At 70.3% G+C, this 21,350-nt stretch carries 14 protein-coding genes; 6 read left to right on the forward strand and 8 right to left on the reverse strand.

Annotated features, from left to right (window positions below):
* Positions 1–347: 347 nt before the first annotated feature.
* Positions 348–1,811, reverse strand: a complete 1,464-nt coding sequence (locus ABZ911_RS41005; protein WP_358069375.1) for an MFS transporter — start codon at positions 1,809–1,811, stop codon at positions 348–350.
* Between the two features lie 144 nt (positions 1,812–1,955).
* On the opposite strand from ABZ911_RS41005, the gene ABZ911_RS41010 reads away from it, so the two are divergent.
* The gene (locus ABZ911_RS41010) at positions 1,956–2,846 is read left to right on the forward strand and encodes a LysR family transcriptional regulator (RefSeq protein ID WP_358069378.1); all 891 of its coding nucleotides are present in this window, start codon (positions 1,956–1,958) and stop codon (positions 2,844–2,846) included.
* A 1,287-nt stretch (positions 2,847–4,133) separates the two neighbouring features.
* Here ABZ911_RS41010 and ABZ911_RS41015 read toward each other — a convergent pair.
* The 6 genes from ABZ911_RS41015 to ABZ911_RS41040 are packed head-to-tail and all read right to left on the reverse strand — an operon-like array spanning position 4,134 to position 12,954.
* The gene (locus ABZ911_RS41015; RefSeq protein WP_358069382.1) at positions 4,134–5,354 is read right to left on the reverse strand and encodes an aminopeptidase; all 1,221 of its coding nucleotides are present in this window, start codon (positions 5,352–5,354) and stop codon (positions 4,134–4,136) included.
* Positions 5,351–8,146 carry a branched-chain amino acid ABC transporter permease/ATP-binding protein gene (locus tag ABZ911_RS41020; RefSeq protein ID WP_358069385.1) on the reverse strand — a complete coding sequence of 932 codons (2,796 nt, stop codon included), beginning with the start codon at positions 8,144–8,146 and terminating at the stop codon, positions 5,351–5,353. Before ABZ911_RS41020 ends, ABZ911_RS41015 begins: the two co-directional genes overlap by 4 nt.
* A complete protein-coding gene (locus ABZ911_RS41025) occupies positions 8,146–10,323 on the reverse strand; it encodes an MFS transporter (protein ID WP_358069388.1) in 2,178 nt (725 codons plus the stop codon). Before ABZ911_RS41025 ends, ABZ911_RS41020 begins: the two co-directional genes overlap by 1 nt.
* Positions 10,320–10,823 (reverse strand): hypothetical protein, encoded by a 504-nt coding sequence (locus tag ABZ911_RS41030; RefSeq protein ID WP_358069391.1) that lies wholly within the window; start codon positions 10,821–10,823, stop codon positions 10,320–10,322. Before ABZ911_RS41030 ends, ABZ911_RS41025 begins: the two co-directional genes overlap by 4 nt.
* Complete coding sequence (locus ABZ911_RS41035) at positions 10,820–12,112, reverse strand: ABC transporter substrate-binding protein (protein WP_358069393.1); 1,293 nt, start codon at positions 12,110–12,112, stop codon at positions 10,820–10,822. Before ABZ911_RS41035 ends, ABZ911_RS41030 begins: the two co-directional genes overlap by 4 nt.
* A 20-nt stretch (positions 12,113–12,132) precedes the next feature.
* Complete coding sequence (locus tag ABZ911_RS41040) at positions 12,133–12,954, reverse strand: enoyl-CoA hydratase-related protein (RefSeq protein ID WP_358069396.1); 822 nt, start codon at positions 12,952–12,954, stop codon at positions 12,133–12,135.
* 65 nt (positions 12,955–13,019) lie between these two features.
* Here ABZ911_RS41040 and ABZ911_RS41045 point away from each other — a divergent pair, with 65 nt between their 5' ends.
* From ABZ911_RS41045 to ABZ911_RS41060, 4 genes are read left to right on the forward strand one after another with little or no spacing between them, the layout of a single operon-like run.
* Positions 13,020–13,748 carry a TetR/AcrR family transcriptional regulator gene (locus ABZ911_RS41045; protein ID WP_358069399.1) on the forward strand — a complete coding sequence of 243 codons (729 nt, stop codon included), beginning with the start codon at positions 13,020–13,022 and terminating at the stop codon, positions 13,746–13,748.
* On the forward strand, positions 13,745–15,202 hold the full coding sequence (locus ABZ911_RS41050) for an amidase (RefSeq protein ID WP_358069402.1): 1,458 nt from the start codon (positions 13,745–13,747) through the stop codon (positions 15,200–15,202). The genes ABZ911_RS41045 and ABZ911_RS41050 overlap by 4 nt, the downstream gene beginning before the upstream one ends.
* A 19-nt stretch (positions 15,203–15,221) precedes the next feature.
* The gene (locus tag ABZ911_RS41055) at positions 15,222–16,739 is read left to right on the forward strand and encodes an AMP-binding protein (protein WP_358069405.1); all 1,518 of its coding nucleotides are present in this window, start codon (positions 15,222–15,224) and stop codon (positions 16,737–16,739) included.
* Complete coding sequence (locus ABZ911_RS41060) at positions 16,736–18,109, forward strand: serine hydrolase domain-containing protein (RefSeq protein WP_358069408.1); 1,374 nt, start codon at positions 16,736–16,738, stop codon at positions 18,107–18,109. The genes ABZ911_RS41055 and ABZ911_RS41060 overlap by 4 nt, the downstream gene beginning before the upstream one ends.
* Positions 18,110–18,120: 11 nt before the next feature.
* Here the strand turns inward: ABZ911_RS41060 and ABZ911_RS41065 are convergent, their stop codons facing one another.
* The gene (locus tag ABZ911_RS41065; RefSeq protein WP_358069411.1) at positions 18,121–19,653 is read right to left on the reverse strand and encodes a serine hydrolase domain-containing protein; all 1,533 of its coding nucleotides are present in this window, start codon (positions 19,651–19,653) and stop codon (positions 18,121–18,123) included.
* A gap of 283 nt (positions 19,654–19,936) precedes the next feature.
* On the opposite strand from ABZ911_RS41065, the gene ABZ911_RS41070 reads away from it, so the two are divergent.
* Positions 19,937–21,350 (forward strand): GAF domain-containing protein (locus tag ABZ911_RS41070; RefSeq protein WP_358069413.1); only part of this gene is annotated, 1,414 nt, incomplete at its 3' end.

Consider the following 21,350-nt stretch of genomic DNA (forward strand, 5'->3'; position numbering starts at 1 on the left):
ATGACCCGCCGCCTCACCCGAGAATCCACCCCAACGTGGCGAAACACCTGAAATCCGAGCTAGACAGAACTTGCAGGATCAAACACCCACTGAGGCCGCCCGCACGCTCAAGATCGGTCGATCCACCGCGTACGAAGCGCTGGCTCAACGCTGAACGATCGAATGTTGGGGCGGGACCGGCACGCCGCTGCAGTAGTGGGAGTGCAACAGCGGTGCCAACCACAAGTGGCGGCGAGGCTGACCGTCCCCCTCCGGGAGAAGTGATCGTGGCGCACTCCTCGTACGCGTCCGGCGTAGGAGGAGTGCGGCCGCTCAGCCTGCGCTCCATCATGGGCCCGGCTCGGTCGTCAACCGAGGTCACCGTGATGGGGCGTCGGCGCTGTCACCGGGTGAGAGCCGGCACGCCGCCAGAGGCCCAGGACCACGGCCAGCCCGAAGGCCACGAGGAGGGCCGCGACGGCGAAGGTCCAGTGCGTTCCGCGAGCCACCTCCGCCGACGTGGCGGTGCTGACGTCGCTCGCGCCTGCGGCGAAGGCGAAGACGGCTCCCATGACCGACGCGCCGGTCATGAGGCCGAGGTTGCGGGAGAGGTTCAGCGTGCCCGACAGCAGGCCACGCTGGTGCGGGGAGACGTCCTTCATCACAGCGGTGTTGTTGGCCGCCTGGAACAGGGCATAACCGGCGGTGACGACGACCAGGGGCAGGACGTACCCTATGACCCCGGCAGCCGTGGGCATCAAGGAGAGCGCCACGGCGCCGCCGATGATGCCGGCGAGCCCGACCACCACCATGGTCCCGGCTCCGAAACGATCGGTGGCGCGGCCCGCCGGGACGCCGGTGAGGGCGGACACGGCGGGGCCTGCCGACATCACCAGGCCGACGAAGGCCAGGTCGAGGCCGAGCGCCCAGGCCAGATGGAAGGGCCCTACGACGAGAGTGGTCATCATGACGGTCGAGACCAAGGCGCTCGTCGTCAGCCCGGCGGCGAGGACGGGGTCACGGAGCATCGACAGGGTGAGCAGCGGGGATGAGACCCGGCGCTCGGTGACGACGAACAGGGCGAGGCCCGCCCCTGAGGCGAGGAGCAACCCGATGGTGAGCGCGCCGAAGGAGTTCCCCTCGATCGTCATGGCCAGCGCGTAGGCCCCCAGTGTGATCGCCAGCAACGCGGTGCCCACACTGTCGAACCGTCCGCGTACGGAGATCACTGCCGGCGCGGAGCCGGGCAGCATCCTGAAGGTGAGCGTGAGCGTGAGGAGGCCGAGCGGCACGACGGCGAGGAAGATGGCGCGCCAGCCGAAGACCGTGATCAGGACGCCACCGAGGCCGGGCCCCAGCGCCGTGCCGACTGCTGACATCGTTCCGAGCAGCCCCATGACCCTGCCGGTGCGGTCCCTCGGCACCGTCTTGCCGACGATGGCCATGGTCAGCGCCATCATGCACGCGGCACCGGCTCCTTGAAGCGCCCGGGCGACGACCAGGATCGGAAGGTTCGGGGCGAGACCGCTCAGCAGCGTCGCGAGCGTGAACACGGCGATGCCACCCAGCAGAACGCGACGCTGGCCGACGAGGTCGCCGAGGCGGCCGACTCCGACGATCAGGGTCGTGACGGCCAGGAGATAGGCGATCACGACCCACTGGACGTCGTTGAAGGCGGCGTCGAAGGCCACAGCGATGGTTGGTAGGGCGACGTTGGCGATGCTGGTGCCGAGCGAGGGCAGAAGCATGGACAGCGACAGCGCGGCGAGCGCCCAGGCCAGGGGCGGACGGCGCGCAGGCGGTGCCTGCTCGGGCTCGGCTGCTGCTCTCACGATGACGGCCTCTTCCTGGAGTCGACGGGGCGATGGGATCGCAATGAACCTAGATCCCGCTTCGACCTGGCGGAAGACGCAAAGATAGAAAGCCATTTGTGCATGAAACGCCATGCCCCAGCTGATCCGTGAGATCCTTCGCACATGGTCCGTCCCGATCTGAACCTGCTGGTCACCCTCAACGTCCTGCTTGAGGAAGGCAGCGTGACGCGCGCGGGTGAACGGCTTGCGCTCAGCCCGTCCGCGATGAGTCGCGCGCTCGCGCGGCTGAGGCGGGCCACGGGCGACCCGCTGCTGGTGCGAGCCGGTCGAGGGCTGGTGCCCACGCCCCACGCTTTGGAACTGCGCGACCGTGTGCGCGTCCTGGTCCAGGAGGTCGAAGCCGTTCTCCGGCCGGCCGAGAGGCTCGACCTAGCGACGCTGGAGCGGACTTTCGCCTTGCGCAGCAGCGATGGGTTCGTGGAGAGGTTCGGGCCCGCGCTGGTGGCGGAGGTCGGCCGCGTGGCGCCTGGCGTGCGGCTGCGGTTCCTGCAGAAGACCAAGAAGGACACCGCTGCTCTGCGCGAGGGCATGGTCGACCTCGAGACGGGCGTCATCGAGCACGCTCTGCCTCCCGACGTGCTGAGCGTGCCCCTGTTCACCGACCACTTCATCGGGGTGGTGCGAAGCGAGCACCCACTGAGCACCGGAAAAGTGACGGCGGCCCGGTACGCCTCCTCGCGGCACGTGTACGTCTCGCGGCGCGGCCTGACGGAGGGGCTGGTGGATGAGGCCCTTCGCGCGACAGGCCACGAGCGGGAGGTCGTCACGGTCGTAGACGGCTTCAGCGCCGCGCTGGCGCTGGCGGAGGCCTCGGACCTGGTCGCCACCGTTCCGGAGCGTCACACCGCTAACCTGCGGCGAGGGATGTGCTCCTTCGAGTTGCCCTTCCACGCTCCCGAGGTGACGGTGTCGTTGATGTGGCACGTCCGGCTCGACGCAGACTCGGCTCACCGATGGTTACGCGACCGCGTGATCGATGTGTCGTCGTCATAGTCGCCCTCGATCGCCCGATCCGGCCGGCGTAGATCTTCTCGGTGTTGAACGCCCGGCCCGCCGCGCGCAGCCCCGCCAGATACGCGCACGCCTCGACATACAGCCCGAAGTCCTCATCGACCACCACCCACAACACCGACTCATCGGCGACCACCGCCCGCTCCGGCCGGTAATACCGAGGCAGCGCACCTGACATGCCTGACGACCCCTGAATACTGTTCAGGCAAGTACGCGACCACGCTACATGCCACACATGACTGACTACTTACAGCCACCCAAGATAACCGTAGAAGACGCCGCTCACCAAGGCGGTGTGCCGCTCTCGCAGCAGGTCCCGGACGGTCGCGCGCCCGCGCGCGTAAGCGCGTCGGAAAACCCCTGGAGTCGGGATCGTGCCGACCACACAGACCGGGTCCAAGCACTGCCGGGCCCGTACCGCGGTGGACCGCCGCCGCGGATCGGGAACCTGCGCAGGTGATCGAGCACGCTGGCGTACTCGGCAGCGGCTACAGGCGCCGAGCCGCAGGTCACGGTCGTCAAGTGGTCCAGGGCAAGGGTGATCGGCAAGGATAAGGGGGCAGGCACGGTCTTCTCTGATCATTTGGCGTCGAGAACCTCATGATCTCCCGAAGGTCGTGCATGTTCGTTTAGCTTGATCGCCCGCCCTGTCGCTTCGGCTCGACGCACCGCCCTCAAGCCCTGAAGTGGACATCGTAGCCATCAGCGCTACTTTGCCGGGGCCCTGCCACTCTGCCGCGGACGCCGAGGATGAACGCAATCTGCGAGCGGGTCATCGGCACCCTGCGCCGTGAACTGTTGGACCGGATCCTGATCCTCCCTGCGCGAGTACGAACAGTTCTACAACCAGCACCGAGCCCACCAAGCCCGGGTTCAAGCGGCACCGCTGCGTGCCGTCCCGAATCTGATCACCGACCCGAAGCGAATCGACGACCTGAACATACGCAGAGGACCGGCTCGGCGGAGTACTGCACGAGTACTCGCATGCCGCTTGAACTGCGCGGATGAGGTTATCGGCAGGCGCAGGGCCGTACTGGCACCTCGCCAACGGGCGGGAGAGCCTGCTGGCGGAAACGCTGTAGACGCGCTCCGGCAGACACGGGACCACGAAAGGCCGTGGTCCCGTGTCTGCTGATCAAGGTTCCTACACGTAACTTGCTCTTGATGGACGGACACGATCTGACGTAGAAGATCGGGTGTCGGGTGTGGACAGGGGCAGCGGCTGACTCGACGGGCCGGTGCGGTGGATGCTGGAGATGCCGCCGGGGGTCACAGCGCCCATGCGCCGCCGGAGATGACGGGGATCTCGTCGCCGGCGTCGGTCACCGCGAACGCGTCGACGTCGGGAGCCCCGAGCACGATGTCCATGTGCACTCCGCTGACATTGGCTCGAGCGCGGTCGGCGTCGCCGACGGTGAAGCCGTAGTGGGCGCCGAGCGCGACGTGCGACCCGGCATTCTCGTCGAGCAGCACCGAGGACATCGGCGGCAGGTCGGCGCAGCGCGCCTCGCCGCCGACAAGGGCGACCTCACCCAGCCGCGACGCGCCCGGGTCGACCGCGACCTGGGCACGCAGTCCGTCGGCTGCGCCCTCGCCTCGAACCTCGACCACACGGCCGCCCTCGAACCGGAGCAGCGCGTCCTGGACGACACGACCATCGGAGAGGGGCCGACCCCGCCGGATCGTGAAGTACCCCGTGACCCGGTCCGGATCCGGCGTCGTGAAGATCTCTTCCGATGGCAGGTTCGCGTAGTAGTCGTGCCCGCTGGTGGTCCGGTCGGCCGCCGAGACCCAGCGCGATGTCCCGAAGAGACCGACTTCGAGGTCGGTTCCGGGGCCGCGGAAGCGGAGCGCGCGCCAGTGACCGGCGTTGGCGATCGACGCGAGCCGGTCCAACTCCGCGGCGCGGGTCTTCCACTCCGCCACCGGATCATCGGCATCGAGCCGGCAGGCGTGTGCTACATCGCGCCAGAGCGCGGCGTAGGCGGCGTCGTCGTCCTCGGCCGGCCGCAGCATCCGCGCCCACTCGCGGGTCGGCCCGGGGATCATGCACCAGGGGACGGCCTGCTCCTGGACGAGTGCCATCGCCTGAGGCAGGATCTGGCCGTGGGCTATCGCCGATGCCACTGGGTCGACGCCCGCCGCGAGCCGCGGATGCGTCGGAGCGGACAGGAAGATCAGTGCCCCGTCCGCCTCGGCGAGCGCTCTCAGACGTCCCGCGAGCCACGGCGGCGCGAAGTCGAGGTCTTCGCGGCGGCTACCGAGCAGCCGCGCCCGCCGAACATGCGGGTCATAGTAGTGCACGTCGACGTAGCGGGCGCCGCGTGCGTACGCAGCGTCCGCCGTCGCACGCGCCAGTTGCTCGTGGCCGATCGCAGCCTCGACAGCGACGATCTGGCCGGGCCGTACGGCGATGCCGAACTCGACGGCCAGCGCGGCCAGAGCCTGCTCCGGTCCGCTCCCGTGCGGCACGGCGGATGGTGTGTTCATTGACTGTCTCCATTCGTGTTGATCACTGTGGCGATCGTCGGAGTCCGGCCTGGGCTGGATCGGGCGATCGCGTGCTCGTCGGTTCCCAAGTACGCGCTGACGACCGCCGGATGCCGGCGCACGTCCTCGGGCGCGCCCTGGGCGATGACCCGCCCGGTGTCCATGGCGACCACCTCGTCGGCGACCCGCATCACCAGCGGGATGTCATGCTCGATGACGACCATCGTGCAGCCGATCTCGTCCCGCAGTCGCAGGAGCACCTCGCCCATGGCCTCGACCTCGCGCTGAGCGACGCCGGCTGCGGGCTCGTCGAGCAGCAGGACGCGGGGAGCCTGCGCGGAGAGGCATGCCAGCTCCACCAGGCGTCGCGTTCCGGTCGAGAGTGCCTCCGCCGGAACGTCGGCGAAGTCCTCCAGACCGAGCCCTCGCAGGATCCTGAGCGCGTCGGCCCGCCGGCTGGGAGCCCGGCGGCCGCGCCGGTGGTCCGTCGTCGCGTTGCGTCCGGCCAGCGCCAGCAGCACCGCATCGGCGGCGGAGAGCGTCGGGAAGAGCCGCGCGTCCTGGAACGAGCGTCCGATGCCGTAGTGGGCCCGGCGCTCGGGCGTGGCCCGTGTCAGGTCGCGCCCGTCGAGCAGAACCCGTCCGGCGTCGGCGTGAGCGAACCCGGATGCCAGCTCGAAGAGCGTGGTCTTGCCTGCGCCGTTGGGCCCGATCAGGCCGACGATCAGACCCGGCTGGATGGTCAGGAACACATCGTCGACAGCACGAACTCCGCCGTAGCTCTTGCTCACGTTCTGGAGCTCGAGCGTGCCGCCGGTCCGGACCGGGCGGCGTTCAGGATCCGGCTTCTCACCATCTACGGTCACAGGCGGTCTCTCCGCCTCCGCCGGCGCACTCTCCGGCGGCGCGGAACCGGGCTGTCCGGTCTCCGGTCGTACCCGGCCGAAGAGCCGTCGTCGCAGCGGCTCCAGCACGCTGGCGAGCCCTCCTGGAACGTAGAGCACCAGCAGCAGCCACCCGACCGACGACGCGGCGAGAGCCGCGGAGTCCAGCGGTATGAACGCCGGCAGCGCGATCACGTAGAGCGCGCCGAGCAACGGCCCGTGGAGCACCGCGATCCCACCGAGCACCGCGAGCGCCACGACGTCGATGCTCGACTGCGGCGCGAAGTCGGTCGGCGTGACCAGCGCGAGCGAGTGGACGAGGACCGCGCCGCCGACGCCGGCGATCGCGCCGGCGATCAGGAACGCCTGGAGCTTCACCCGGAACGGGCTCATGCCGAGCGCGCGCGCCGAGTCCTCATTGTCCCGCATCCCGATCAGGCGCCGACCGGTTGAGCCGCTCCGGACACGGGCGGCGACCAGCAGTAGCACCGCCAGCCAGCCGAGCGCGAACAGCGCATAACTGCGCCCGGTGTCGAAGGCGATCCCGCCGATCGCTGGCTGGAGCGGCTCTTGCTGCTCACCGAGCAACCAGGGCATAGGCAGCAGCCAGGTCGGCACCAGCAGCGCGAAGGCGAGCGTCGCGACGGTTGGCAGGAACCCGCGGTCGCGCAGTGCCGGAGCCCCGACGATCGCCGCCGTCGCCCCACCGACCACGGCGGCGGCCGCGAACCCGAGCCAGATGTTGCTGGTCGTCTCGGTGATCCGTACCGAGACGGCTGCGGCGACGCCCGCGACCGCGAACTGTCCGAGGCTCAGTATCCCCCCGAGGCCGGCAAGGATCACGATCGACAAGCCGACGATCGCCATCGCCACGATCAGCGTGAGCTTCGTCCCGGTGGCGTTCGACGAGGTGAGGACGACCGCGACGGCGAGCCCGCCCGCGAGTGTCCAGGGGGCGCCGGCGAGGAGTCGTCCGCAGGCCGTTGCCGGAGGCCGCGGCACGATCGTGCGCCAGCTCGGGCCCGCCGCGAGCCGTCCGAGCCGCGGCCTCCGCGCCACGGTCACCACTGCGATCAGTAGGAAGAGGGCAAGCTCGGTGGCGCCGGAGGCATCGGTGTTCCACAGCACGATCTGCTCGCCGACCCCGATCGCGAGGCCGGCGGCCAAGGCGATCGGAAGACTCGCCATGCGAGCGATCACGGCCGGGACCAGTGCCCGCAGCAGCAGGTCGGGCCCCAGCGCCGTGGCCGAGCCGCCTCCACCTGTCGGAGCGACCAGGATCGTGGTGAGCGCCGCCAGCAGGCCGGCCAGACCCCACGCGAACGTCGAAGCCCGGCCTGGCGAGATGGAGCACGCACGTGCGAGATCGGGATCGTCCGCCGCTGCGCGCAGCGACGTGCCCCACCAGGAATGCCGCAGGAGCAGCGCCACCACGGCGATCCCGATCGGGACGAAGATCAGCATCCCGATGTAGGCGGGCCCGACAACCAGCGTTCCGACCTCGAAGCTGCCGAGACCGGGCGGAGCGGGGAAGACCGCGCTCGATCCCGCGCGGTTGTCGATCGTCGTCGCCAGGTAGAGCAGGAGCTGGCCCAGGCCGAGCGTCGCGACGACGGACATCAAGGGCGGCGCGGACCGAAGGCGGCGGACGATCGCCCACTCCGCGATCGCCGCGACGACGGCGCCGGCCGCGAGGCAGAGGATGAGTGACAGGTAGTACGGCAGGTGCCACCGTGTCGTGGCGACCATCATGCAGGCCGCGGCGAACACGCCGAGTTGGCCCTGTGCGAAGTTGATGATCCGGTTCGCTCGGTAGATCAGCACCAGGCCGGCGGCGAGCGCGCCGTACGTCAGCCCGACGATCAGGCCGAGCACCACGAGGGAGGGAGGAACGTCGATCCCGAGCATCAGGTACGCACTGCCTCGGCGCCGTCGAGGAAGACAGCCCGCAGCAGGTCGTCGCGCCCGAGCAGATCCTTGGCGCGCCCGTCGAAGCGGATGCGCCCCCGCTCCATGAAGTAGGCGTGCTCGACGCAGTTGAGCGCCAGGTTCGCCGATTGCTCGATCAGCACCACTGCCGTTCCCTCCTCGTTGATGGCGCGCAGTTGTGTCACGAGCTCTCCGACGACTTTCGGCGACAGTCCGATCGAGAGCTCGTCGATCAGGAGCAGACGCGGGCGCGTCACGTGGGCTCGGGCGACGCCGAGCATCTGCCGCTGCCCACCGGAGAGCGCTCCTGCCGGCGTGTCGAGCAGCTCCGCCAGGTCGTTGAAGGCCGCAAGCGCACGGTCGATGCCCGCCTGGGCCGCCGCTCGTCCGCCCAGCGGCCGCGCGAACAACCGCAGGTGCTCGTGGACGGTCAGGGTCGGGAAGACCGAGCGGCCGCCGGGCACGTACATCACGCCCATGCCGCTGCGGCGTTCGGCATCGACGTAGGTGACGTCGAGTCCACCGAGGCGGACCGATCCGCGGTCGGGTGGGGCCAGACCGGCGATCACCTTCATCAGCGTCGATTTGCCTGCTCCGTTGGTTCCCAGGAGTGCGACCATCTCGCCCTCCCGGACGGTCAGGTCGACACCGTGGAGCACCTGGACGGGGCCGTAGGAGAACTCGACCGCCCGGCACGCGAGCAGTGGGGCGGGCGTCCCCGACCGTCGTTGTGCGTCCAGTTGGCCGCGCTCAACCGCTCCGTCGACCATTGCCTCGAGGTCGGCGGCGACGCCGCCTCCAGCCCGGACGATCAGGAAGCCGGCGATGGCGCCGGGCAGGGCGAGGGCGGCGATCGCGCCGCTGAGCCCGATCTGCTGGTCGAGCCCCGACAGCAGCAGCGCCCCGGCGGTGCCCCCGACGGCGCCGAGCGCGATCGCGAGCAGCGCACTGGCGTGGGGACGCAGCTCCGACGGCGTGACCGTGAAGGTCGTCGCCGTGACGGCCGGGATCATCAGGCCGACGCAGGCGAAGCCGATCGAGAAGAGTACGGCCATCGGCCAGAACCACGGCAGTAGTACGGCGATGCCGGAGAGCACGACGCCCAGGACGACGAGCACTCCTGCCCACCGCATCGCTATCGACGGGTCACGACGGAAACGTGGCTCGACGAGCCGGCCGAAGAGCAGCGTGGCCGCGACTACCAGGACCGACGCTCCCGCCAGGAACAGGCCGCGCTGGTCGGCGGCCAGGTTCCAGCGGTCGTCCAGGTAGTAGAAGAGGTAGGCCTGGAATGGGACGTTGACCATGCCGAAGACCGCCTGGGCCCGGACGACGCGCTTGACGGTCGGTATCACCATGAGGCGTCGTAGTGCCTCGCCGAGGCGCAGGTCCGGAGTGGGGCTGTCGGTGGGTTCGTCCGCTTGGCCGCCGGTGCTCTCGGCGATGACGCCGCGCATGCGATCGCCGTCGAGCCGGCCGAAGCCGGGGTCCCGCAGGACGAGCGCGGACGCCGCGGCGATCAGTCCAAGTGTGCCCAGCACCAGGAGGATTCCGCGCCACGTCAGGTTGAGCGGACCGGCCAGGAGCGCGATCAGCAGCGGTGCGACGATGACGCCGGCCGCCACGAAGGTGGAGTAGACCGCTTGAACCCGGACCCGGGCCGCCGGCGGATAGTTGTCGGAGAGCAGAGGCGCGTGGACCGCGCTTACGGCGCCGTTGGCGAGTCCGGCCAGCAGTTGGACGATCACGATGGCGGGCAGCACGACGACGAACGCGGTCCCGAGGCCGATGAGGCTCCCGATCACGGCCAGCAGACCGGCCAAGAGCGCTCGTCGGCCCCAGCGAGCGATCCACGCCGAGGTCGGCAGCGGGGCCACCCCGATCGCGACCGACTTCAGGGCGAGCAGTACGGTCACCGTGCCCATCCCGAAACCCAGCGTCCGGGCGATGTCAGGGGCGAGGACGAGGAACGCGTAGTTGGCGAAGCTGTCCACGACCGCGAGCAGGCCGATCACCAGCATGGGTGTCCAGGGCAGGTTCTCCGTCCGCAGCAGGCGCCGCAGGGGCGGCGGGGTCTCGGCGGCGTTGCCGAGCCCGAGCGTGCCGAGCGCCTTGGCCCGGAGGGCATCCATGTCGGTCGTGGTCGAGTCGTTCACGACGCACCTCGCTCGATGGAGAACTCCCTGTACCAGGCCGTCTCACCGATCCGTCGGCCGGAGCGATCCAGGAGGATGACGGTGGCTGTATGGGCTTCGCGGCCGCGGTGCTGCTGGCCGGTGGGAGCGGACAACGCGTCGATGAGCTGCTGCGGCTGCCGGGTGGTGTAGATGCCGTTCTCGGCCAGGAACTCCGGGGTCGGACAGCCCAGATCGGCGCGGCAGGCCGCGTCGTGGCGGAACAGCCAGCTGAGCTGTTCGCCAGCTGGTGGCGGGTTGTGGTCGAGCATGACCGCGAAGGTGCTGCCGCTTGGCGCATCGTGCATCGTCCACGCCAGCCGGAATGGCAGCGTGACCGTTCCCCGATCCTCAGGGGAGGTGAAGCGCAGGCGGTGGTCCTGACTGAATTGGAGGCCGCTCCCGCAAGCGCTCACGGTGCCGCACAGCGCGAACGCGGCAAGTACGGCGAAGACGCGCGCGACGATGCGCCGGCCGCTCATCCGAGCGGCTCCTCGGGGCCGTCGTAGACAAAGGCGTTTCTCGCGGCGTTGAATGACAGGTCGCGCGCCGCGGAGACCCCGTCGCGTCGCTGACGGAAGTCGGTGGCGAAGACCAGCGCGCTCTGGAACCCCGTGCCGAGCTCCTTCGCCGCAGTCGCGAACCGCGCCTGATCCACCTGGCCTCGCGTGCGGTCGCCGACGGCGTCGAGGAACAGCAGCAGGTCGCAGACGACGAGCTGGTTGTAGCGCGTGTTGACGTCGGTCGATCCGAGTCCGGCTGCTTTCAGGAGGGAGAGGCAGCGCTTCTCCGACGGGGCCGCCGGGTTGTCCGGTCCCGGGTTCACGTCGCCCGCTCCCGGCTGCCATCCGACGCCGACGACGCCCTGCAAGGCCACGGGCGGGAGGTTCTGGAGCAGTTGGTACGGGAAGTCCAGTGATGTCATCGCGACCCGTGGCGCGTAGCGCTGCTTGGCTCCGACAAGGATCGTCACGCCGGCGGTCAGCCCGCTCGGCGCGACCGTGATGACGCGGTCCACGCCGGCCGTCTTGAAGCGCTGGACGATCGCGGGTCCGCCGGCGATCGCCTTCTGCGGTTCGTTGGCGAGGATCTCGACGGCGGCGACCTGGATCCCGGCCTGCTTCAGCGTCTCGGCCATCGTGGTCCGGGCTACGGTCTTCCATGGCTCGAGGTCCGCCGCGACGATGCCGACCTTCGATGAGGGGGTCAGGAATCCGCGCTGCTTCAGCCGCGCGACCTCGGCGGGAGCCAGCCGGGTGAGCGAGATCGAGTGCGGTAGGAACACGTTCGGGTTCGCGGCCAGCATCGGATCGGTCATCCCGACGTCGGTCAGCACCGGGGCGCCGACCTTGCGCAGGCAGCGGAAGAACCCGTCGCCACGCTCGTCTGCCATGCTCAGGGCGATCTCGACCGTCGCGTCCTGGGTGAACGCCTGGCAGGCGGACTGTTCCGCGGCTGCGTTGTCCGCCGGGGTCTTCGGTGAGTCGGAGCCGGCCTTGACCAGCCGGATCTTGCGGCCGCCGACACCCCCGTCGGCGTTGATCGACGCCACGATCGCGTCGGCCACCGCCGCCAGGTCGCCGGACTTGGAGCCCTGCAGGCCGGCCTGCTCGGCGACCTTGTCCAGATCGTCGGGGTAGTCGAACCCCACGACGAGCTCGCCTGACTGTGGCGCGCTGGTCGCCGCGCCGCCGCTCTTCCGTTCGGCCGTCGAGGCGCACCCCGTTACGGCGAGCGCGGCCACGAGGCACGCACCGGTGAACAGTCTCATCTGCATCTCTCCGTCGTTCCTCAGCGGCCGTAGTAGACGGGCGCCCGCTTTTCCAGGAAGGCCTGGTTTCCCTCGCGCAGGTCCTGGCTGCCGAGGCAGGCGAGCATCCCCTCGCTTTCGCGCTTCATCACTGCCTCGAGCCCCAGGCCCCACGTGTCACGCAGCAGCGCCTTGGCGAGGGCGAGTGACGCCGGAGCGTTGGCGGTGATCTCGGCGGCGACGGCTGCCGCTGCCGAGTCGAGTTCGGAATCGGCGTGCACGGCGTGCACCAGCCCGATCCGCTCCGCGTCGATCGCGCTGGCGATCCGGCCGGTCAGCACGAGCTCGGACGCGCGTGCGTGGCCCACGATCCGGGGCAGTAGCCACATGACACCGTTGGTCTGGAACATCGCCCGCCGGGCTTCGGGGAACCCGATCGAGGCGCTGCTGGCGGCGAGCCGCAGGTCGCAGGCGAGCGCAAGCTCGGCCCCGAGGCCGACCGCCACACCGTTGAGGGCCGCGATCGTGACCTGCGGCAGGGCCAGGAGTGCCCGGGTGAGCTCCTGCAACTCCTCGAGGCCGCGGCCGGCGTCCTCCTCCTCCTCGGCATCCAGCCGCGCCTCAAGCTCGTTGAGATCCTGGCCGGCGGAGAACGCGCGTCCGCTGCCGGTCAGGATCACGACCCGGGCGTCGCGGTCTTCGAGCAGATCAGCCAGCGTCCCCGCGAGTTGTGCCCGGGTCGACGCCCGGAACGCGTTCAGCACCTTGGGCCGGTCGAACCGGATCGTGACGACGTTCGAAGAACGCGTGACGGCGATGTCGCGCGGGCCGTCCGATGTGCGGGCCGTCGGTTTACTCTCCATGGCGGAGGACGGTAATCGATCGATCGATCAGGCACAAGTGTGCGTACTGCTATTGACGTGCGGCAATGTTGCTGATCGAACGATTAGGTGCCATGATGGCTGGCATGGAGATCACCTCGGCGCGTGTGGAGCGCGCAGCCCTGGACCTGTTCGCGGCAAAGGGCTACGCGGCGACCGGCATCCGCGAACTCGCTGACCGGGCCGGCGTCTCGACGGCCGCGCTCTACCAGTACATGGGTGCGAAGGAGGATCTCCTCGTCCGCCTGATGCACCGCGGCAACTCTCGCCTGCTGCAGCTCGGCCAGCAGGTTCTCGAGTCGGCCGGATCGCCGGCCGAGCGCCTCGCGCGACTGGTCGTCGCCCACGTGGTCGCTCACGTACGGGACCCAGCGGCGGCGAAGGTGATCGACATCGAGATGCGATCCCTGTCCCAGGAGAACCGCCAGGCCGTCGTCGCCGTCAGGGACGCCTACGAGCGACTCTGGCGCGATGCACTGACCGACGGTCGAAATGACCAGAGCTTCCGGTTCTACGACCTCGGAGTCGCGCGACTGGCACTGCTGGAGATGGCGACGGGCGTGGCGAACTGGTATTCGCCAGGAGGCCCGCTCGATGAGGTGACGCTCGGCGAAACCTTCGTCGACATCGCATTCGGCGTCGTCGACGCCCGCGACCGCCACGATCGACGACTCGGCCATCGCGATGTCACGGTCCCGGACGTCGCGGGGATCCTCGATGAGATCCTGACGAACGAGCAGGTGCTGGCGGCGAACAGAGTCAAGGACGCCTTGTGAGCGAGGAACTGCTGCGGCGTCCGGCCGCGGAGATCGCCGCGGCGGTCCGCGCAGGCCGAGCGCGAGCGATCGACATCGTCGAGGCAGCGCTCGCCGCGATCGCCGCCGACCAGCTCGGGGCGTTCGTCCACGTCGACCCCGACGGCGCCCGGCGTTCGGCTGGCGCGATCGACGCCGCGGTCGACGCCGGGCACGATGTGGGCCCGCTCGCCGGCGTGCCCATCGGCGTCAAGGATCTTGAGGACTGCGCCGGCATGCCGACCCGCTGCGGCTCGCTGCTCCTGGCCGACGCCACCCCCGCTGTTGGCGACAGCGTGCTCGTCGCGCGGCTCCGAGCCGCCGGCGCGATCCCGGTCGGGAAGACCGCGAGCGCCGAGTTCGGCTGCGACTCCGTCACCGCGACCCGGCTGCACGGCGTAACCCGCAACCCGTGGGCGCCTGACCGCACGCCCGGAGGCAGCTCCGGCGGTTCGGCCGCCGCTGTCTCCGCCGGCCTCGTCCCGCTGGCGACCGGGAGCGACGCCGGCGGCTCGCTGCGCGAGCCTGCCGCCTACTGCGGTCTCGTCGGGCTCAAGCCGACCCACGGCCTGCTCGGCAGGTCGACGTCGAGTGCGATCGTGGTCTCCGGCGTGCTCGCCACCACCGTCGCCGACGTCGCCATCGCCCTCGACGCAGCCGCTGGCCCACACCTCCGCGACCGCTGGTCCCTTCCCAGCTCACCTCTACGGCTCGCCGACGGCGTCGCCGACCAGTCGACGCTCCGACGGCCTTTGCGGGCCCGGTTCTCGGCCGACCTCGGCTACGCCGCGACCGATCCCGAGACTGTCGCATTGGCCCGCTCCGCCGCCACCCGGCTGGCGGCCGCCGCCGGCTTCGAGCTCGACGAGCAGCCAGTCCGCCTGCCCGACGGACGCGGCCCGTGGCTCGCGCTGGCCGGCCACGCCGTACGCCACGAGCTCGAGCGGCTCGCCCCCTGGCCGGAGCTCCTCGAGCAGCTCTGCCCGACCACGGCGTGGTGTGCGCTTCACGGTGACGCGCAGTCGACGGCGGACCTCGCCGCGGCCGAGCGCGCCTGCGGGGAGCTCGAGCTGGCGCTCGCCGAGTTGCTGGGCGAGATCGACCTGCTGATCACCCCTTCGACCGCCTGTCCGCCGTTCGCCGCCGAAGGGCCCATCCCGGTGGTGATCGGTGGCGAGAATGCCGGGCTCTCGGGGGCCGAGCCGTTCGGACCACTGCCGAACCTGACGGGAACGCCGGCGATCTCGCTGCCCGCCGGGCTGACCACCGACGGCCTGCCGGTCGGCGTCCAACTGCTCGGCGCCCGTGGCACCGACGGTCTGCTGCTCTCGGTAGCGGCGGCGGGCGAAGCAGCCGACCCATGGCCGCGCCTCGCGCCCGCCCGCGTCGACGTCCCGGTCTCCACCTCCCGCCGCGGCACCCCTTCCGTGGCCTGAACCCCCGGAGTTGACCAGCATGCGACCGTCCACGATCGGAGCCCTCGTACGCGCACAGGCGCGCGACACTCCAGACGCTCCCGCCACCATCCACGGCGGGGAGCGCCGAAGCTGGAATGAGCTCGACGCCGACGGCGACCACTGGGCGGCGCTGCTGGTGGCCTCGGGCGTCGCGAGCGGCGACCGGATCGCGATCGTCGGCTTGTCGGAGCCGCGCTTCCTCCGAACCTTCATCGGCGCCGCGCGCATCGGCGCGGTGTTCGTCGGGCTCAACCCGAAATACCGGCCCGACGAACTGCGCCACGTGCTCGACGACAGCGCGCCGACCCTGCTGCTCGACCCAGCCGGCCTGCTCGACGGGATCGAGGTCGGGGTCCCTCGCCTGTCCGGCCCCGCTTTCGCGGCTGCGCTCGCCGCCGCCCCGCCCGTGCCCGCCGACCGCCTCGACACCGTCGACCCGGGCGCGCCGGCCGCGATCGTCTACACCTCGGGTTCGACCGGCCGGCCGAAGGGCGCCCTGCTCTCGCACGCCGCGCTGGTGCGCACCGCCGAGGTCCAGGCGCGGTACTGGCTGACCACAACGCCGCCGACGATGCTCTGCAACCTGCCGATCAACCATGTCGGGGCCGTCGGCAACATCTGCTGTACAGCGCTGGTGACCGGCGGCTGCCTGGTGTTCCAGGAGCGCTTCGACGCAGGAGACGTGCTCGACCTGATCGAGCGCGAGCGAATCGACCACTGGGGTGCGGTGCCGACGATGCTGCAGCTGAGCGTGGCCCATGAGCGCTGGCCGACGACGGATCTCTCGAGCCTGCGCGCGATCGTTTGGAGCGGCGGTATGGCGCCGGTCAACCTGGTCCGCGAGCTGCGGAGCCGCTGCGGCACGTTGCGGATGAGCTATGGCTCCACGGAGACCGTCGGCGAGGTCTGCTTCGCCGATCCCGACGCCGATGACGCGGTGCTGGCGGAGACGATCGGCCGACCGGCCGCCGAGTACGAGGTTCAGCTCGTCGATGCCGAGGGCCGGCCCTGTGCGCCTGGCGCCGCGGGGGAGATCGTCGTTCGCGGCGTCTGCCAGGCACTCGGCTACTGGAACGCGCCGGAGGCGACCGCCGAGCTGCTCGACGCCGACGGATGGCTGCACACCGGCGACCTGGCCGTGGCCCGTCTCGACGGGAATCTCCAGCTCGTCGGCCGAACCCGCGAGATGTACAAGTCCGGCGGATACAACGTCTACCCGCGCGAGGTCGAACTCGCGATCGAGCGCCACCCTGCCGTCGTGACCGCCGCCGTGGTGAGCGTTCCCGACGAACTCTACGGCGAGGTCGGCCACGCCTGGGTGCAGGCTCCCGCTGGGAAACTCGACGACGGAGAACTGCGCGAGCATCTCTCCGGCCTGTTGGCGAACTACAAGCTGCCGAAGCGGATCACGATCGTCGAGGCGTTGCCACTGCTGCCGATCGGCAAGGTCGACAAGCGAGCACTGGCCGCTCGATCGACAGCCGCCGTCAACCCGGAGACAGGACACCAAGGATGACGTTCACGATCGATCACTGGCAGCGGCGCCTGGACGACCTGGCCCGAGAGCACGACGTCCCCGGAGCGGTCCTTGGCGTGCTGGTCGGGGACGAGGTCCACGCTGCGGCAAGTGGCGTCCTCAACCGGGCGACCGGGGTCGCGACCACCACCGATTCCCTGTTCCAGATCGGGTCGATCACCAAGGTCTACACGGCCACGGTGGTCATGCGGCTGGCCGAGCAGGGCCGGATCGACATCGACCGCCCCGTTCGCGAGCTGCTGCCGGAGTTTCGCGTCAGCGATCCGGAGACGACGCAGGCGCTCACGCCACGCCACCTGCTCTGCCACACCGGCGGCATCGGCGGCGACCTGGTCGCCGACTGCGGGCGCGGCGACGACGTGCTCGAGCGATTCGTCGCCGCCTGCGCCGACGCCACCCAGGACGTGCCCTTCGGCACCGCGATGTCGTACAGCAATGCCGGCTATTCGATCCTCGGGCGGCTGATCGAGCGGGGCACCGGCCAGGTCTGGGACCACGCCCTCCGCGATCTCCTGCTGGATCCGGCGGGGCTGACCCACACGGTCACGCTGCCCGAGGACGCGTTGCGCTTCCGGACGGCGATCGGGCACGTACCCGGCCCGGACGGCGATTGGCAACCGAGCCCGGTCTGGGGCCTTCCCCGCTTCGGCGGCCCGGCCGCCGGGTGCTGCTCGGATGTAGCCGACGTGCTGGCTTTCGCTCGGCTGCATCTCAACGGCGGGCTCGCCGCCGACGGTTCCCGGGTGCTCGCCGCCGAGACGGTCCAGGAAATGCTCAGCCCGCAGGTGACGCCCGCCGACCCGTGGATGGCAGGCTCGCATTGGGGCCTCGGATGGATCCTGAACGGCCGCGGGGGCCGCCGCTTGTTCGGGCACGACGGCGACACGATCGGCCAGAAGGCGTACCTGCAGGTGTTGCCCGATCGCGGTGTCGCGGTCGTCGTGCTGACCAACGGCGGTCGATCGGGGACGCTCGCCGCGACGCTCCAGGACGAGCTGCTGGCCGTCCTCGGCGACGTCCCTGCCTCGCTCTGGCCCCAGCCGGTCGGCGACGGTCGTGGTGCCGCCGACGACGTGATCGGGGTCTATGAGCGGATGGGAGTCCGCGTCACCGTGACGGACACCGGCGGTGAGCTGACCGGCACCTCCGAACTGCTGGAGCCCCTTCGCTCGCTGATGCCCGACCGGGCCGTCACCCGCTTCCCCGTTCGGGCGTCGGATCGCGGCCCCGGCGTCTACGTTGCCCACATGGAGCCGGACGAGGAACGCTGGTCCCCGCTCGTGCTCTTCGAGATCAACGGCGTACGTTACATCCACCTGGGCGTACGTGCGGCCCGGAAGGTCGGGTGACTCCAGGCCGATCAGCGAGCGCTCCATACAATGACGACGGCCGCGGCGACGGCGATCCATAGCATCACGGAGGCGGTGGTCGCCGCCCATCGCAGGCGGGGACGCGGGCCTCGAGCGGTGGGCAGCCGCGGCACACGAAGAGCACCGACGGCGATGGCCGCCGCGACAAGAGCCGCGGTGGCCGGCCACAGCGGTGGCCAGACGATGTTCCACGCGCCGAAGGTCCAGGCGACCGCCAGCAGTACGACAGCGCGCCAGGTCATCGAGACGAGCTTGAGCCGATCCGGCACGGGGAGCGGGCGGCACGCTCTCCTGCGCGCGGCCACCTGCAGCGTCCGCGTCGCCCCGAAAAGGCACAGGGCGGTCAGCGCGAGCAAGGGGAGTTCGCGGCTCAGCAGGTCCCGTCCGGTCGGCCCGTCCTTGCCCAGCAGCCGGAGCCCGATGTAGTCGACCGACGCGGAGGTGTTGCCCAGTACGACGACGCCACGGCCGGACGTTCTGTCGAATCCCACGTAACTGGAGAAGCCGCCGGTGTGGCCGTCGTGCCAAGTCACTCCGTCTGTTGTCCGCCAGCCGTAGCCGATCCTGTCGCCCTCGGCGATGTCCCAGCGAGGCCGGGTCGCGTCAGAGCCCGGCGCGGTGCCGTCGAGCACGGCCGCGACAAAGCGGGCCAGGTCGGCGCTCGTGCTCCAGCCGCCGGCCCCGGTCGGGGCGTACCCGTCGCTGGACCAGGGCAAGGCCTCGTGGCCCGAGGTGAGATAGCCGTGGGCGCGGCCCGACGGCAGGCCGCGCGGGTCGCTGACGAGGACGGTGTCGCGCATGCCCAGCGGGCCGATGATCCGCTCCCGGAGCAGGTCGTCGTAGGCGATTCCGGCCCTGGACGCGAGCGCCTGACCGAGGAGCGCGAACCCGAGGTTGGAGTAGGCGATCTCGCCGCGGCCGGTGGCCACTGACCGTGCCGCGTCGTCGACGATGTCCTGTGCGCTCCATCCTCGGTACGGGTTGCCGCCGACCAGGCTGCCGAGATAGGGGGCGCCGACGAAGGAAACCGGGATCGTGGGTATGCCAGAGCGGTGACTGGCCAGTTCCTCCAGCGAGGTTGCCGCTATGCCGGGATCGCGGAATGTCCGGTCGGGAAAGACCTCACCGACCGTCGTTCGCGGATCGAGCTCCCCCTTCCTCGCAAGGTCGGCGAGGATCATGCCGGTCATGGGCTTGGTGACCGAGCCGAACTCGAACGGCGTGCTGTCATCGACAGGCCGGCCACCAGAGGCCTGGGTCGTTCCCAGACCGGCAGTCCGGACAGTGCCGCGGTCGATGAGCGCGACGGCGAGCGCGTGATGCCCCGCCGACGGCCATACCGCCTGCCGTACGGCTCGCACCAGCGCGGCATCGCCGGTGCTCTCTTCGCCGAGTCGCATACCGCGTGGCGCGGCCAGGGCGGCGAGCGGCAGCACCGCCGCGATAGCGGCGACGACGATCAGGGCGCGCCGCCGGCTGTGGCGCCGGGCGGGTGCGACGCCTGGGTTGGTCGTGGTTGTCAAGAAGTCCACCTCCAGCCGCTGAAGCTAGCTGGGTGGGCGCGGGACATCGAAGGATGCCGGCCACAGCGCGTCATGGGGGTGGGCAGCCGGAAAAGTCTGTGGTTAACCGCAGGAAGCCACAGAGCGGGAGATGGCATGCTTCGAGGCTGTGACCGTCAATCGGTCGACGGCGTGGCTCGCTCTTGGCGTAGATACGCTGGCCTGCGAGGCGTATGCACAGGTCGGAGGGGGTGCTGGCGGTCATCGGCATGAGGGGGGCGGTGCGCTGGTGGTGGCGCCTGGCATGAATGTCAATCGGCTTCTCGCCGGCACGCTCGCCGTGGCCGCCGCATCAGGCACGGTGACCGGCAGTCTGCTCGAGACCGGGTTTCCGGTTCCCCCATCTCAGTGGTTGTTTGCGGCGATCGGGATGTTGCTGCCTGCCCTCGGCTGGCTGATAGCCACCCGTCGGCCCGCGAATCCGTACGGCTGGCTGGTACTCGCGACGGCCCTGTGCTTCGGCATCGGCGGGGTCGGAGTGGGCATACTCCTGTTTCACGCTCGAACCGGCCAGGACGGGCCGGGCATCGGCGTCGCCGCCGCGTTGGCAGCGCTGTTCGGCGTCCACTATGGGCTCGTGTGGATCTTCATCCCGTTGCTCTTCCCCGACGGCCGGCTGCCGTCACCTCGGTGGCGGCCGCTCGCCTGGGCGGGCGGGGCGTGCGTTGCCGTTCACACGTTCGGTGTCCTGTTCGCCCCTGGCGTCCTGGGCGAGGACGTGTCTGTGCCCAATCCGCTCGCGTTGCCCGGCGCTGCGGGTTCCGTGGCCGCGGGAGCGGCCACGGCGGGGACGCTGCTGACGCCCGTCATCGCCGCCGGAGCATTCGGCGCGCTGATCGTTCGGTGGCGCGGGGCGTCACCGGCGGAGCGGTGCCAGCTGCGGTGGATGACGGCGGGACTTCTGATGAACGTGTCCGGCTTTCTGCTCGTACTCGGCATCGATCACCGGCTCGTCGCGCCGGGCCTGAGCTGGCTCGCCCTCCTGTCCGTTCTGGGCGCGGTGCCCGCAGCCATCGGCGTGGCGGTCGTGCGCTACCACCTGCTCGACATCCGCGTGGTGATTCGCGGTTCGCTGGCTTACGGCCTGCTGTGGTCCGCCATCGCGCTGGTCTACGCCGGTGTGGCGACGGCTCTGGGCGTCGTCGCGGGCGAGCGGTTGCCGGTCGCGGCCGCGGTCATCGTGACAGTCCTCATCACACTCGTCTTCCAGCCGGTGAGGGCGCGGCTGGAGGAGCTGGCCGACCGGCTCGTGTACGGCGTCCGTCCCACGGCGGCGCAGGTGCTGGCCCAGATCAGCACGGTGCTGGAGTCCACGACGGATTCAAGTGGTCAGTTGCGGCATCTCGCGCATGTCGCTCGCTCCGCCCTCGGAACGCAATGGATCGCGGTCCAGCTCGACGACGGTACAGAAGCGAACGCGGGCACCGTCACGGGGGCGCCGGAGGGGAATGTCCCGATCAGGAATGAAGGGCGGGTGGTGGGTACTTTGTCTTGCGGCCCCAAGATCGAGGGGAAGCTCACCGAGCGGGACCACGCCCTGCTCACCGCATTGGCAGCCCAGGCAGGTCTTGCCCTGCGCGCCGCGCGCCTGGCCGCGCGCCTGGTCCACGCCCAGGAGACCGAGCGCCGTAGGATCGAGCGGAACATCCACGACGGCG

Source organism: Nonomuraea sp. NPDC046570, assembly GCF_040645915.1.
GTDB lineage: Bacteria > Actinomycetota > Actinomycetes > Streptosporangiales > Streptosporangiaceae > Nonomuraea.